The organism is Rhizobium sp. A37_96 (assembly GCF_053521765.1).
The window spans coordinates 80,950-96,587 of sequence record NZ_JBNWDS010000015.1 but is presented as its reverse complement, the minus strand read 5'-3'; the positions used below and the strand labels follow the sequence as shown (position 1 = coordinate 96,587).

The window sequence follows — 15,638 nt, the reverse complement described above, 5'->3', positions numbered from 1 at the left end:
GAAAACGGCGAGCCTATGCCCGCCGTTCTCAGAAATGCCGTATCTGATCCTACTTCGAAATCAGGCAGGTGCCGCCTGCTGCGCGATAGCGCTCGCAGATGGCCGCAGCCTCGTCCTTCGAGCCGGCGACGACGCGGACACGATAGTAGGTGCCCTTGCCGGCGATATCGGCCTTGCGGATCTCCAGCGGATGATTGCCGATGACGCTGGCGAACTTGGTCTTGAGGTTCGCCTGAGACTTCTGCGCATCGGCTTCGGTCGGCAGGGAGGCGATCTGCACGCCGTAGGCTCCGCCGCTAGCTGCGGAGATCGCGGCCGGGGCAGCCGCCGGGCTTGCGGACGCAACCTGCTTCGGCTGAGCCTTGGGCTGAGCACTCTGCGCCGGAGCAGTCGTATTTGCCTTGGCAGTCTCGGGGCGAGCCGTCGGGACCGGGTTGGTCTTGACGACGCGGATCGGCGTGCTTTCGGCACTCGCGGCATCGCCGCTATCGGGCTGAACTGCCGCCTGCGCATTCGCTGCCGACGGACGCGGATTGGCGGGTGCGGCCTGATTGTTCGCCGGTTTCGCAACCGCAGTCGTATCGGCGGGCTCGTCACGCGGCACCAGCGATCCATCCGGCTTGACGATCATCGTGCGGACCTTGCGCGGCGACACGGCCGGCACCTGATCGTCGCTGTTGTTGGCGGCAACGTTGGTATTCCCGCCGTTCTGATTCGGCAGCAGGCGCGGATCCTCGGTTTCGCCAACCGGCGTCGCCGTGACCTGATCGGCGCTGCCGTCGTCCGGAGATATCGATTCGGGGATGAGCGTCTTCTGCACGACATCGACGGGCTGTTCGTTCGAGGAGACGAGCTCCTTCTGCTTCGGCGCGGCAGTGCTGTCGCCGGCGACGCGGTCATAAACGGCCTTGTCCTGATTCGGGACGACGGTGCCGCCCGGATTTTCAGGCGCGACCTTTACCGGATCGCTGTCAGCCGCGATGACGCGCGGCTCGCCGGAGAAGCTGGAGATCGGTGCGCCGTGGCGGACCCAGCTGTAGGCACCATAAGCGCCCACGCCAAGAACCACGATGACGGCAGCGGTCGTCACCATGCCGCGCACCGAGCGAACCGGCCGACGGCTACCCGCAGCCGGGTTCAGCGTCATCCTGGCCACGTTTTCGACCGGGGTGGCCGCTTCGCGGTAGCTGCGGCGGAAATCCTCTTCCAGCGCACGCTCGAATTCGTCGAATTCCTCGATGGGCTGCTTTGCGACAGGTGCGGCAGGCTGGGCAGCCGCATTCTTCGACCAGGACGCAGCGGCAGCGGCACCACCAAACGCGGCGGTAGCGACGGCCGGCCTGATCGGCTCCGGCGCAGCTTCCTTCGCCGGCGTGCCCAGAAGGCTCGCCATTTCGGAATCGAGATCGAAATCATATTCCGGCGGAACGGCAATCGGCTCTTCCGGCTCGATCGCCGGCAGGTGCGGAACGTGCGACCCTTCGAAGGTCTCGACGCGATCCTCCGTCTCCGAAATTTCCGTCGGATCGAAAGGCAGCGCCTGTTCGGCCTCGAATACCGGTATCGACGGGCGTGCCGCAGGGACAACTGGCGCAGGTGCGGGTGCAGCTTGTATTGGCTGTGACACTACAGCGGCCGCAGGCGCGACAGGCGCCGGCGCGACCGGTGTTGCCCGGGAAACGATCGGCTCTGAAACCGGCGCGGCGGGAGCAGCTTGCCGGACAGCAGAAGATTTCGCGGCCTCGGCGAAGTCGAGACCGGCAAGTTCCATCTCTATATCGGCAAGATCGAACTCGAAGTCCTGGCCGGCAAACGGATCTTCCGCATCGAATGCAACCGGCTTCAGCTCTTCAGCTTGCGCGACTGCCGGTGCCACCGGCAAATCCGCCGACTCGGGGAAGGAAACTCCGAAATTCCCGAAATCGGGCTCTGCCTTTGCCGCAGGCGCATTGGCCCGGGGCGGCACCGGATAACGATCGACATCAGCCAGCAAGGCATCGATCTCGGCGGAAAGCGCGGCCGGATCGGCCTTGGCGACCTTTGGCGGCTCGGGCGACATGGAAACGGCCGGAGCCGGCTGTGTCGCGACAGGCTGCGATGCAGTCTCCCGAACGTGCGAAGGCTCGGCAATGTCAAGCGCCTCGAAATCGAGCGCGCCGTCGAACATCGCGTCCGAAGAGGCCGTCTTCGGTGCTGGCGGAGCAACGGCAGGCGGAGCCACTGGAGCAACCTGCTCCATCGACCCGGCGGACGTTGCAAGCGTAAAATTGGCGAGCGGCAGCCGGATCGTGGCGGCAGCGGATTGCGGCGTCTTGGCGACCGGTGCGACTGGCGTAGCCGGCGGCTCAACCGGTGCGGCTTTCGGCGCAGGCTGCAGAACCGGCGCAATCGACATTTCCAGCTCGTCGATCAGATCGCGAGCACCGATCGTCGGCTTTATCGGAGCGGCCACCTGAGGAGCAGGCTCCTCAAATCTAGGCTCGACAAACGTCGGCTCGGCCCGCACCGGCTCGGCGGGAGGCGCAACCAGCTCCTGGCTCGGTGGCGACACCTGCTCCGCCGGAGCGGAAATGTCATTTGCCGGACTCATTCGCGGCGTATCGTACCGCTCGAATTCGCGAAGAAGCTCGTCTTCGAGATTAAAGGCCGGTTCCTGCCGCTGAGCCGCAGGAGTTGCCTGAGCAGCGGGGCGCGGCTCGAAACCTACGATACGAGCGAGTTCTGCGAGCGGATCATCATCCGCAAAGAACTCGTCGTTTCCGCTTGCGCGATACGCCAACTGTTTTTCTGCCATCACCCGTTCCACTCGAAAACGCTACAGTTAATGCCAGCGCAATGTGGGTAAATGGTGACGTTTATCGCATTTCATCCGGTGCTGCGGTCCCGGTTATACCAAGACCCGACTTCAAAACCGACGCGACAGCGTACACCAGCCCAAGTCTGGCAATGCTCAATTCTCGGTTCTTATCGTTAACAAAACGTAATTCAGGTAAATCTTTACCTTTATTCCAGTGTCCATGGAAGGAACTGGCCAAATCGTAAAGGTAAAATGCGATGCGGTGCGGCTCTTGCGACTGTGCCGCAGCTTCAACGATTCGCGGGAATTCCGCAATCTTGGCCACAAGTTGTAATTCCGCCGGATCGGATATGACGCCGGCGACCGCCTTGGACAGATCGAGGGACGCGATATCGAGATCGGGGAACGCTTCCTTGGCCTGTCGGAAGACCGACATGCAGCGGGCGTGCGCGTACTGCACGTAGAAAACCGGGTTGTCCTTCGATTGCTCCGTGACCTTGGCGAAATCGAAGTCCAGGGGCTCGGAGTTCTTCCGATAGAGCATCATGAAGCGCACCGAATCGCGACCGACTTCATCGACGACTTCGCGCAGCGTGACGAAATCGCCGGAGCGCTTCGACATCTTCACCGGCTCGCCGTTGCGGTACAACTTGACGAGCTGGCACAGAAGCACGGTCAGCTTCGCAGCACCTTCCGAAACGCCGCGCGCGACCGCTTCCAGCCGCTTGACGTAGCCGCCATGGTCGGCGCCGAGAATGTAGATCATCTCGTTGAAGCCACGGTCGAACTTGTTCTTGAAGTAGGCGACGTCGGCAGCAAAGTAGGTATAGGAGCCATCCGACTTGATCAGCGGGCGGTCGATATCGTCGCCCACCTCCGTCGAGCGGAACAGCGTCTGTTCGCGATCTTCCCAATCTTCCGGCAACTGCCCCTTCGGCGGCGGCAGCGCGCCCTTGTAGACATAGCCCTTGAACGTCAGGTCGTTGATCGCGGTGCGGATCAGCGCCGCGCCATTAGCATGCAGGGTGCGTTCCGAGAAGAACACGTCATGATGAACGTTCAACGCCTCGAGGTCTTCCCGGATCATGGCCATCATGGCGTCGATGGCGCGATCCTTGACGATGGGAAGCCATTGTTCTTCCGTCATTCCGCGCAGCTTCGTGCCGAATTCCCTGGCGAGCGCTTCGCCGACCGGAACCAGATAGTCGCCGGGATAGAGGCCGGCCGGGATCTCGCCGACCTGCTCGCCGAGCGCCTCGCGATAGCGAATGAAAACGGAGCGCGCCAGCACATCGATCTGCGAGCCGGCATCGTTGATGTAGTATTCCTTGGTAACGTCGTAGCCGGAGAAGGCCAGCAGGTTTGCCAGCGTATCGCCGACGACGGCGCCGCGGCAATGGCCGACATGCATCGGCCCCGTCGGGTTGGCCGAGACGTACTCGACATTGACCTTCTGGCCCGTTCCAAGCTTCGAGCGGCCGAAATTCTCGCCCTCGAAGATCATCGTTGCCAGCAGCCGCTGCCAATAGCCGACCGACAGGCGGATATTGATGAAGCCCGGGCCGGCAACCGAAACCTCGGCGACGTCCGGATCTTCCTGCAGCTTGGCGACGATGATTTCGGCAAGCGCACGCGGATTCGTGCCCAGCGGCTTGGACAGAACCATCGCCGCATTCGTGGCGACATCGCCATGGCTGGCGTCTCGCGGCGGCTCCACGCCGATACGTCCGAAGTCAAGCTCCGATCGCTTTTCTCGTACAATATCAATTTGTTCGAGAGCGCTCTTAATTCTTACTTCGAAGTCGGTGAAAAGGTTCATGATATGGTCCACGCAATTGCTTCGGCGGACCGCTATCGGCCCGACGCCGCCGCTGCCTACCGCAAATCGGGAGTCTGGTCAAACAGGCGCTTGTGGGCGCTGATGGCATAGGTGTCCGTCATGCCGGCCAGATAGTCGCCGACATGCCTGGCCTTGGCGGCGATGGCGAGGCCGGCGATATGGTCGACCCAGTAGTGGCTCTGCATCTCCGTGGGGTTGTCCATATAGGCCTGGAAGAGGTCCGTGACGATCTGCGCCGCGCCCGCACGGATACGCATGATGTCGGGATGACGATAGATGCGCTTGAACAGCATCTGCTTGATCAGCTTGTCGGTCGCGGCCATTTCGGGCGAGAAGGTCGCGATGACCCTGCCGGCGGCGCGAATGTCGGCCACATTGCCCGGCTTGACTTCGGCAAGCGCCTGCTGCGAAACGGCGATGACGTCCTCGACCATGCGGGTGATCTGCCGGCGCATGATCTCATGCGTGAAGCGGCTCGGCTCCAGATGCGGGTAGCGCGCCCTCACCTCGGCCATCAGCCCGGTAAGGAACGGCACGTCCTCCAGCATATCGAATGTCAGATAGCCGGCGCGCAGGCCATCGTCGATGTCATGCGTGTTATAGGCGATATCGTCGGCGATCGCGGCGACCTGCGCCTCCAGGCTGGCAAAGGAAGCGATTTCGAGATCATGGATCTCGCAATAGTCGAGAATCGGCTGCGGCACCGGTCCGCGGATGCCCTTGCCGTCAGGCGTCATCAACGGGCCATTGTGCTTGACCAGGCCTTCGAGCGTTTCCCAGGTCAGGTTGAGCCCATCGAAATCGGCATAGCGCCGCTCGAGCTTCGTCACGATGCGCAGGGATTGTGCGTTGTGATCGAAGCCGCCATAGGGCAACAGCACCTCATGCAGCGCATCTTCGCCGGTGTGACCGAACGGCGTGTGGCCGAAATCGTGAACGAGCGCCACGCCTTCCGCCAAATCCTCGTCCAGCTTCAGGGCGCGCGCAAGAGCCCGCGCAATCTGCGCCACCTCGATCGTGTGCGTCAGCCGGGTCCGATAGTGATCTCCGTCCTGGGCGATGAAGACCTGCGTCTTGTGCTTCAGCCGCCGGAAAGCGGTCGTATGGACGATCCGGTCGCGATCGCGCTGGAATTCGGAGCGCGTCAGGCTCGATCCCTCTTCGTAGAGCCTTCCACGCGAAGCCCAGGGATTCGTCGCATAAACGGCCTTCTCCCCATATCCGAAACCCAATGCATGCGTATCGATCGTCATTATCCATCCATTCCGGCATTTGGCTCCCGCACCAACACAGGCGCGACGGCCGTTTCATTTCGGTCAGTTCACGGCATTGCCCGGCAAGTCCGGAATGCCATGCGCTCCTTGAACGCCATAACCCATTGACGCCGCATAGCAGCCTTCATACCTATAGATAAGAAAACAGCAAAATGGTGAGTGGCTCAACCACCAAACCAGAGCTGTCACCGGCCAGACTTTCATGATAAAGGCTATGCATATCAGCCGTTTGAAAGTTCGACGGCCTAACGGTTCTCTCCGGATCTTGACCCCGGCAGGAGGAAAATATGACTGAGACAAGTGTTACCCTATCGGACGCCGCGGCAAAGCGAATCGCCACCATCGTCGGCGCGGATGCCGGAAAGCGCGCGCTGCGCGTCGCTGTCGAAGGCGGCGGCTGTTCCGGCTTTTCCTACAAATTCGACATCGTCGATGGCCCCGAGGACGACGATGTGATCGTTGAAAAGGGTAACGCGACCGTCCTCATCGATCAGCTGTCGCTGGTCTATATGGCAGGCTCCGAGATCGATTTCGTCGATAATCTCCTCGGGCAATCATTTCAGATCAAGAATCCGAATGCTGTCGCAAGCTGCGGCTGCGGCACGAGTTTCGCGATCTGATCCCTGCCCTTTTTTCCACAGTTTGATCACCGGCCAGGAGCACTCGCTCCGGGCCGGTTTCCATATGAGCTGTGGTCAAGCCGAGCGGCTGCGGATACAACAGGAGCGAAGCAAAGGAATGAGCCACCTATGAAAATCGCCACCTGGAACATCAACGGTGTCAAAGCGCGTATCGAGAACCTCTGCCAGTGGCTGAAGGATTCGAGCCCGGACATCGTCTGCCTGCAGGAGATCAAGACGGTCGACGAAGGCTTTCCCCGGCTGGAGATCGAAGCGCTCGGCTATCACGTCGAGACGCACGGGCAAAAAGGCTTCAACGGCGTTGCCATCCTGTCCAAGACCAAGCCGGATGAGGTGACTCGCGGTCTGCCCGGTGACGATGGCGACGAGCAGGCCCGCTTCATGGAAGCCGTGTTTTCCGTGCCCGGCCATGGTGCCCTGCGCATTTGCTGCCTCTATCTCCCCAACGGCAATCCGGTCGATACGGAAAAATATCCCTACAAGCTCGCCTGGATGGAACGCCTGCGCAAGTTCGCCGGGGATCGCCTGGCGCTGGAAGAGCCGATCATTCTGGCCGGCGACTACAACGTCATCCCGGAGCCGCATGATTGCTTCGACCCGAAGGTCTGGGAGAACGATGCGCTGTTCCTGCCGCAGACGCGCCAGGCTTTTCGCCAACTCGAACATCTCGGCTTCACCGATGCGGTGCGTGCCACCACGGATGCGGTCAAGCTCTATTCCTTCTGGGATTATCAGGCGGGTGCCTGGCCGAAAAACAACGGCATCCGTATCGATCACCTGATGCTGTCGCCGGAAGCCGCCGACCGCCTGACCGCAACGTCAATCGAAAAGCATGTTCGCGCCTGGGAAAAGCCCTCGGACCATGTACCTGTCGTCGCGCATATCGATTTCGGCAGCTAAGCTTCAATCCGAAACGAGACGGTGAAGGCGTATGTCGCAGCCTAGGCAAGGACGATAGCGCGGATCAAAGCCCGCGATCAGTCGGAGCCGGCGACGTCAAGCTGATGAGCCATGGAGACCGCGACACGGCGGTCGTTCTCGTTGGCAATGGAGAAGGCCTGCTCCTGCATGTCTTCCATCCAGCCGCAGTCCGTCGGCTTGCACTTGTCCAATGCCGCCGTCATGAAGGCCAGACCGCGGATCGATTGCCCTTCCTGGAACAGCAGATTGCCGAAGACGGCCATGGCGCCCGGATGGCCGCTCTTGCGCGCCTGGTTCAGCCACTTCTTGGCCTGCTGCACATTGGTCGCACCGCCCTCGCCGGACAGCATCATCTGCGCCAGCTGGAACTGCGCCTCGGGGACGCCGAAGGTCGATGCCACCTGGAAATAGAGCTGGCGAGCCTGGTTGAGATCGATCTTGACCGGGCTGTTGGCGATGCCGGTCTTGTAGTAGCTCGCGAGCGCCAGGAGCGCGTTGATGAAGAAGCCTGTATCTTCGGAGCCCGGCTCCACGCCCTGCTGGGCAATCTCGCTATAGATCTTGAAGGCTTCGAAATCGTTCTGCGCGACGCCGTCGCCATCGGCATACATGTTGGCCAGAGCCCAGCGCGAGCCGGTATGGCCTTTTTCGGCGGCGTAGCGATAGGCCTCGACCGCCTCTTCCTTCTGGCCGTTCTTGTAGGCCTTGAAGCCGAACTTGAAGAGATCGAACGGACCCGATTCCTTGGTGACGCCGGCATTGATATCGAATGCGCGGGCTTGGCCTGCCAGCGCCACCGCCGTGGCAAGGGACAGGCTGAGCATCATGACTCTCGCTGATATGAACTCGGACTTAAACATAACAGTCGATTTCTTTCGCTCCATTCGGACCTGTCACGGCATTCCCATGCGCGCCGCCAGTTTCACGAATGTTTTCCCTGATGGCGCACGAGACTGGATCATCCTTGAAAAGGACGCTTCCCATGGCATTCAACCGAGGCTGTTTGCCACAATTGCGAGCATAGCTTGCAATTATGTCCAAACCAGCATTTGGGCGGCCGCTATCGTATCCCGCCGCCGAAGCAGCGTTCTCATCCGCTTTCCGATGAGTGGGATCGAACATCGTCAGGCTGACGGCTTCCCTTGGCAGACAAAGACTTTTCCGCTGCGTCGGAAGCACGACCGCTCCGAACCCGGATTGTTGCTTATGCCAAAGTGGAAGTTCACCCATCGACCGCTTACGCACTTTCTACAAGGCTTGCCCCTGTGCCCAGGTAATCGCTGCTCCCCATTTGTGGCGGGAAATGGACAAATTGTAATCTGATCACGCGCCTGCAAAGTCTTGAAACAGAGTGTTGCTGATTCGTCACAAAGATTTTACCGCCCTTGAGTTTCCCTTAACCATAAACCCCGCAAAAAGGCGATTCTGCATCGCCCGTTGCCCGGCCCGGGCAAAGAAACGTCGCGAGGCCTGCCTAGGCTCGCGACGTTGACAGCGAGATGGAGAGATTGTCGGAAAGCCCCTTCAATCCAAAGGCTTGTCGTCAGAAGCTCACTTTTACCGACGTCTGAAGAGCGGCAAACAAGTCGTTGCCGAAGCTGTAGGTCGCATCGTTGCCGTAGACGATGCCGCCGCGGGTAACCGGTCCGGACTTACCGCTGGTCATCAGGCCCAGAGCACCGCCGAAATTGAACTGAACATGCTCGGTCGCCTTATAGGCAACGCCTGCGCCGACGGTCCAGGAGTCCGAGTTTATGCCATAGCCGTCACTCGTTCCACGATCCCAGGTCAGGCTGACCGCGCCGCTCCATTTATCATTGAACTTGTGTCCGACGCCGCCGGTAACAGTCCAGCCATCACGATACAGGAGATCGAGCGAAGTCAGTTCGGTCGGGCTGCCGGTCTTGCAGGAAGCGACACCGCGCGTCGAGCTCGGGCACAGCGCGATGCTCTGCAGCACGCTCCAATTCGTCCACTTGACCGAACCGAAGGCGAGCCAATCAGGCGCGATGCCGGTCTGCACCTTCCACTCCAGCGAATCGGGAGCATCGGCAGAGCCGAAAACGGAGGTGAGCTTGCCACCGAAACCCGGGACCACGGGCGGCGGCACCTCGGTCAGATCGACACTGCCCTTCAGGTTGTCGTACTTGACCCGGCTGTTGTAGACGAGGCTCGTGCGGAACGCATATTCCGGAATCTCATAGGCAACACCGGCGCGCCAGCCCCAGCCGTGGCCATCGACGTCAAGCGAACCCACGCCGTCATAGACGGCGGATATCGGCGCCGGAGTGTCGTAAACCAGACGTGACTTGTAGCCGCTGACCTCCTGGTAGAAGCCGCCGCCGATCAGGCGCAGCTGTCCGGGACCCGCATCGAACTTGTACGAGCAGGTGGCCGAGTAGTTGTTGGTGCGCACCTTGGTTTCGATTTCGTTGTTGGCACCGGCCCAGTTCTGGCCCTCGTTGAGATGCCCGCCGAACGGCTGGGAATAGTCAGCCATGCAGTCGATGTCATCCGTGATGCCGATCTTGAAGCCGACATAGGGGATTGCGTAATTTTCCGACGAATCGGTCGAACGGCTGCGACCATTGAGATTACCGTCGGATGGATTGATATCCTTGGCGTTCTTGAGCTTGCGATCCGGCATGACATAGGTCACGCCGGACTCGAAGACATAACGACCCTTGTCGAAGAGCAGATCAATGTCATAGCCGCCGCGATCAAGGCCGCCCGCGAAAGCGGCGCTCGCGAAAGACGAGCTTATGACGAGTGCAACCGCGCCCCTCAACGCAACAGAAAATGCCATAGTATCTCCCCCACTGGTGCATTCATTTGCCCGATTGTTGCGACGATCGCTTGAATTGGCAATGCAGCCAGCAAGTGCTCCAAACATGGAAAGGAATGATTGATTTACGTAAGAAAATGAACACCACCTCCGAAAATCTGCGGGATTAGGTAAATTTTTCTTTTTAAATCGCATTGCTGGCCCCACTTAGATTTTCATTCTTAGCTGCAACAATTCTGTAACAATCTGACAACAGTTCAGCTTTTCGAGAATGCCCACTGAATTTAGGGGTAGTCTGTTTCGCCTGTGCGAAGCTGGCGGTGGATCGAAGCCCGCAATCCAATCAATCCACACCGAATCGAGCGCGCAAACAAAAAAGGCACGCGGCAAATGCCGCGTGCCTTTTTCATGAAATGCCTGAGGTCTTCCTGCTTAGCCGGCCTCGCTCACCCGGGCCAGCGCCACCTTGAGGCTGGATTGCTGCCCTTCGAGCTCGGCAAGCCGCTCGCGCTCGGCGGCGACGACATCCGGATTGGCGTTCGCAACGAACTTCTCGTTCGAAAGCTTGCCGGCGATGCGGGCAATCTCCTGCTCGTTCTTGCCGATCGCCTTTTCAAGACGGGCCTTTTCGGCGGAGAGATCGATAAGGCTGCCGAGCGGGAGGCAGACCGTCGCCTCGCCGACGATGATCTGCGCGGCACCCTTCGGCGCGGTATCGGCAAGCGAGATCGTTTCGACGCGCGCGAGGCGCTTGATGGCGGCATCGTGACGGAACAGGCGCTCGCGCGTCAGGCTGTTCGCATCGACAACGACCAGCGGCGCGGTCGCTGCAGGCGGCACGTTCATCTCCGAACGAACCGAGCGGATGCCGGAGACGAGATCGATCAGCCAGTTGATTTCGTCGGCGGCAACATCGTCGGCATAGGAAGGCGCCGGCCATTCCGCATGGCAGATCAACCCCTCGCGCTCCTTGCCCTCGCCCGCCGTGTGCGCCCAGAGCTCTTCGGTCATGAAGGGCATGAACGGGTGCAGCAGCTTGTAGGTCTCTTCGAGAACATAGGCCGCGCAGGACTGGGCTTCGGCCTTGGCGTTCTCGTCGTCGCCGTTGAAGATCGGCTTCAGCAGCTCGAGATACCAGTCGCAGAACTGATTCCAGATGAAGCGATAGAGCACGCTCGCGGCGTCGTTGAAGCGGAAGCTTTGCAGCGCCTCGGTGACATCGCGCTCCGCGCGCGCCAGCTCGGTCAGGATCCAGCGATTGACGGTAAGCTCCGCGGCTTCCGGAACGAAGTGCGGATCGCTCTTGGCGCCGTTCATCTCGGCAAAGCGCGTGGCGTTCCACAGCTTGGTGCCGAAATTGCGGTAGCCGGCGATGCGGGCCGGATCGAGCTTCACGTCACGGCCCTGCGCGGCCATGATCGCCAGCGTAAAGCGCAGCGAATCGGCACCGTACTGGTCGATCAGTTCGAGCGGGTCGATGACGTTGCCCTTGGACTTCGACATCTTCTGCCCGTTCTTGTCGCGCACCAGGGCGTGGACATAGACGGTGTTGAACGGCTCGACGGGTTCGCCATTCTCATCCTTCATGAAATGAAGGCCCATCATCATCATGCGGGCGACCCAGAAGAAGATGATGTCGAAACCGGTGACGAGGACGTTCGTCGGATAATAGCGCGCCAGTTCCGGCGTCTCATCCGGCCAGCCGAGCGTGGAGAACGGCCAGAGTGCGGAGGAGAACCAGGTGTCGAGCACGTCTTCGTCGCGCGTCAGGATTTCGCCCGGCTTGAAGTTCTCCAGCAGGTCCTCGACATAGGCCTTCATCGGCCCTTCGTGCGAGAGATAGTGCTGGATTGCCGCCTGCAGGGCTTCTTCCTCGGTCTTTTCGACAAAAACCTGACCATCCGGTCCATACCAAGCAGGAATCTGATGACCCCACCAGAGTTGACGCGAGACGCACCACGGCTGGATGTTTTCCATCCAGTCGTAATAGGTCTTGTCCCAGCTCTTCGGGACGAGCTTGGTGCGGCCTTCACGAACGGACGCGATCGCCGGCTCGGCGAGCGTCTTGGCGTCGACATACCATTGCTCGGTCAAGCGCGGCTCGATCGGCACGCCGCCACGGTCGCCGTGCGGAACCATGTGCTTGTGCGGCTCGATCCTGTCGAGCAAGCCGGACTCTTCGAAAATGCGGACGATGATCTTGCGGGCCTCGAAACGATCGGTGCCTTCCAGCTCATCCCAGGCGCCATGCAGGGCGGCGGGATTGTCGAGACCCTCGAGGAAATCCTCGTTGTCCTTGATGGTGATCGTGGCTTCCGGCGTCAGGATGTTGACGACCCGCAGGCCGCGACGCTTGCCGACGTCGAAGTCGTTGAAGTCATGCGCCGGCGTCATCTTGACCGCGCCTGTTCCGGCCGTCGGATCCGGATACTCGTCAGCGACGATCGGGATGCGGCGGCCGACGATCGGCAGGATCACATGCTTGCCGACGATCGACTTGTAGCGTTCGTCTTCCGGATTGACCGCAACGCCGGTATCGCCGAGCATGGTTTCGGGACGCGTGGTCGCGACGACGAGATAGTCGCGCGTTTCCCATTCGGTCGGCTTGCCCTCGTCATCGAAGGCAACCGGATGCTGATAGGTGACGCCCGGCTCCAGCGGATAGCGCAGGTACCAGAGATTGCCGTTGACCTCGTGCTGCTCGACCTCGATGTCCGAAATCGCGGTCAGCATCTTCGGATCCCAGTTGACCAGCCGCTTGTCGCGATAGATCAGGCCTTCCTTGTAGAGCGTGACAAAGACTTCGAGAACGGCCTTCGACAGCCCCTCGTCCATGGTGAAGCGTTCGCGCGACCAGTCGCAGGAAGCGCCGAGACGCTTGAGCTGGTTGAAGATCAAGCCGCCCGATTCAGCCTTCCATTCCCAGACCTTCTCGATAAAGGCCTCGCGACCCATCTTGTGGCGATCCGGCAGCTGCCTTTCGGCCAGCCGGCGCTCGACGACCATCTGCGTGGCGATGCCGGCATGGTCCATGCCGGGCTGCCAGAGAACGTCCTTGCCGCGCATGCGCTCGAAACGCACCATGATGTCCTGCAGCGTGTTGTTCAGCGCATGGCCCATGTGCAGCGAACCGGTCACGTTCGGCGGCGGAATGACGATGGTGAAGGTTTCAGCGCCCGGCTTGGCGTTCGCACCGGCGCGAAAAGCGTCGGCTTCATCCCATTTTTGGGCGATCTTCGGTTCGACGGTGGCGGAATCATAGGTTTTGTCGAGCATTTTATGACCGGATCTAGAGGACTGGGTGATGCGGGTTGTAAATAGGATGGCTGTGGGCAAGTCAATAAAAAAGCCGCCCCGGAGCCCGGAGCGGCGGATCGGCGAACCGAAGGCTCAGGCTTGTCAGCGGCGCGGGCCGCGGGCCACTCGCTCGATTTCCTCGCGCACGAGACGTTCGACAAGCGTCGGCAGATTGTCGTCCAGCCATTCCTGGAGCATGGGCCGCAGCATTTCCTGCGCCAGTTCATCGAGAGAGCGGCGCGGGCCGCCATCGACGATCGCCGCAAGCTCTTCGAACGAACGGGCGACCTGCGCGCCGGCGGATTCGGACATCAGCGCGGGTGCCGATGCGGGCAGTGTCGACGGCGCGGAAGCTTCCATCTCGACCGCAACGGTTGCAGGCAGTTCCGGCGCCTGGAAAATCGATGCCTCGACGGGTGCGGCCAGCTGAGGCGCTGGAGCAGCGGCCATCGGCTTCAACTCTTCCATCTCAGGCTCGACCCTGACTTCGGCCAGAGCCTGAACCGCTGTCGGAGCAACCGGAGCAGGATCGGCAACGGCGTGCCTCAAGGGAAAATCGGCAACCGGCTCGACATGCGCTTCGGCAATGCGGGCGGCGATGGCCGGCGGCAATTCGCGCGGCTGGGGAGGCTCGCGTCCGGCATTCAGCAATGCGGCGGTGTTTCGTTCGGACGCGGCACGGACACGCGCGGCGACATCGGCCAGCGAAAGGCCGCGACTGGCGTTTTCCGGTTCGGCAACGGGCATCTGCGAGTTTGCTGCGACGAAGCGCGGTTCCTGCTCCGCGGCGCGAGCGCGATCGGCTGCCGCGAACTCCTCGTCGACGGTCAGTTGAATATCGTCGTCGCGGGAAGTGGCAAAATGCGGCGCGGGAATCGGCTTGGCGCCCACGGGTTCGTTGCTTTCGATGATCCTGCGGATCGACGCCAGGATCTCTTCCATGGACGGTTCACGCACTACATTTGGCTGAGCCATATTCATCCCCGTTTTCCCATATCCAGCGACCGGAAACTCGCCAACGCGGTAGCCGAATCAGGGCCACCCTAGATGACTGTCTTCGGGAAAAAAATCACCTGGAAAGCACTAAACCCGGTGATGCACAGTTTTGTTACGATCACAACGAATCGCTTTGCTGCCCCTGATTCTGCCACAGGCGCCGCCAATACAAAACAGGCGCCCGAAGGCGCCTGTCGCAAGTCGGATCAGCGAACCGCTCGGGAAATCAGAATACGAATTCCTTGGCCTTGGCGAAGCCCGGAAGCGGCTTGATCGATGCGTTGAAGAAGACGTTTTCCGAGAAGGCGCCGCGTTCACGCATGAAAACGGTCGCGCGCGCGGCATGGCCATAGCCGATCACCGTAATCAGGCGGCCGTCTTCGCTGAGCTGATCCAGCAGCCCCTGCGGCAGTTGCTCGATCGAGCCGTCGATGAAAATAACGTCGTAGGGGGCGTTGCCGGCGTGGCCCTTTTCGAGGTCGCCGGTCACGACCGTAACATTGCCGTAGCCGAGTGCCGCGATGTTGGCCTTTGCCTGGGCGGCAAGATCCTCATCGCTTTCGAGAGCGACGACCTTCTCGGCGAGAAGCGACAGGATGGCGGATACATATCCGGTGCCGCAGCCGATATCGAGAACCTTGTCCTGCGTGGTGATGACGCCAAGCTGCAGAAGTTTGGCAAGCGGCGAAGCTTCCATCAGAAAGCGCGGAGCCTTGCCGGACGCAGCCGCGGCAATTTCGATATCGCAGTCGATATAGGCCAGAAGCTTCGACTTCTCCGGCACGAAATTCTCGCGCGGCACCGTCAAAAAGGCATTCAACACGGAATGGGAGGTGACATCCGTGGTCCGGATCTGGTTCTCGACCATCTTCACGCGCGCTGCTTCGAAATCCATCTTATCCTCTTGCGCCCTTCATTCCCGAACGGGCCAGCTCTACTTTCTGTTACGGGTGTCTTAATCGCCTGACGCCGCGCTTTCAAGGCATTGCGGCAACGGGTGTGGAGATTCATGACCAGGCGTCGCCCACGGACAACAATCGACGCCTCCAATTTCCGACATGTGCCTTTTCAACATCGCCCCATGCCG

The 15,638-nt window shown here is 60.7% G+C and carries 10 protein-coding genes; 2 read left to right on the top strand and 8 right to left on the bottom strand.

Annotation, left to right across the window (positions count from 1 at the left end; all coding sequences use genetic code 11):
- Positions 1-49 precede the first annotated feature (49 nt).
- The 3 genes from ACQZ6J_RS27825 to ACQZ6J_RS27815 all read right to left on the bottom strand — a co-directional run bounded on the left by ACQZ6J_RS27825 (position 50) and on the right by ACQZ6J_RS27815 (position 5,890).
- A complete protein-coding gene (locus tag ACQZ6J_RS27825; protein ID WP_449086470.1) occupies positions 50-2,794 on the bottom strand; it encodes an SPOR domain-containing protein in 2,745 nt (914 codons plus the stop codon).
- Positions 2,795-2,855: 61 nt separating this feature from the next.
- Positions 2,856-4,616: an arginine--tRNA ligase gene (gene argS / locus ACQZ6J_RS27820; protein ID WP_449086469.1), complete on the bottom strand. Its 1,761-nt coding sequence runs from the start codon at positions 4,614-4,616 to the stop codon at positions 2,856-2,858.
- Between the two features lie 56 nt (positions 4,617-4,672).
- Entirely contained in the window at positions 4,673-5,890 is a 1,218-nt protein-coding gene (locus tag ACQZ6J_RS27815) for a deoxyguanosinetriphosphate triphosphohydrolase (protein WP_449086468.1), read from the bottom strand.
- 308 nt (positions 5,891-6,198) lie between these two features.
- On the opposite strand from ACQZ6J_RS27815, the gene ACQZ6J_RS27810 reads away from it, so the two are divergent.
- A complete protein-coding gene (locus tag ACQZ6J_RS27810) occupies positions 6,199-6,531 on the top strand; it encodes a HesB/IscA family protein (protein ID WP_449086467.1) in 333 nt (110 codons plus the stop codon).
- A 129-nt stretch (positions 6,532-6,660) separates the two neighbouring features.
- Positions 6,661-7,452: an exodeoxyribonuclease III gene (gene xth / locus ACQZ6J_RS27805; protein ID WP_163985946.1), complete on the top strand. Its 792-nt coding sequence runs from the start codon at positions 6,661-6,663 to the stop codon at positions 7,450-7,452.
- Between the two features lie 77 nt (positions 7,453-7,529).
- On the opposite strand, the gene exoR is transcribed toward xth, so the two are convergent.
- From exoR to ACQZ6J_RS27780, 5 genes are all read right to left on the bottom strand, one after another.
- Entirely contained in the window at positions 7,530-8,333 is an 804-nt protein-coding gene (exoR, locus tag ACQZ6J_RS27800) for an exopolysaccharide production regulator ExoR (RefSeq protein WP_163985948.1), read from the bottom strand.
- 683 nt (positions 8,334-9,016) lie between these two features.
- Positions 9,017-10,279, bottom strand: coding sequence for an OmpP1/FadL family transporter (locus ACQZ6J_RS27795; protein ID WP_163985950.1), 1,263 nt, complete (start codon positions 10,277-10,279; stop codon positions 9,017-9,019).
- A 411-nt stretch (positions 10,280-10,690) separates the two neighbouring features.
- Positions 10,691-13,534, bottom strand: a complete 2,844-nt coding sequence (locus ACQZ6J_RS27790) for a valine--tRNA ligase (protein ID WP_449086466.1) — start codon at positions 13,532-13,534, stop codon at positions 10,691-10,693.
- A gap of 123 nt (positions 13,535-13,657) precedes the next feature.
- Positions 13,658-14,530: a PopZ family protein gene (locus ACQZ6J_RS27785; protein ID WP_449086465.1), complete on the bottom strand. Its 873-nt coding sequence runs from the start codon at positions 14,528-14,530 to the stop codon at positions 13,658-13,660.
- Positions 14,531-14,777: 247 nt separating this feature from the next.
- Positions 14,778-15,446 (bottom strand): protein-L-isoaspartate O-methyltransferase family protein, encoded by a 669-nt coding sequence (locus ACQZ6J_RS27780; RefSeq protein ID WP_163985955.1) that lies wholly within the window; start codon positions 15,444-15,446, stop codon positions 14,778-14,780.
- Positions 15,447-15,638: the final 192 nt, after the last annotated feature.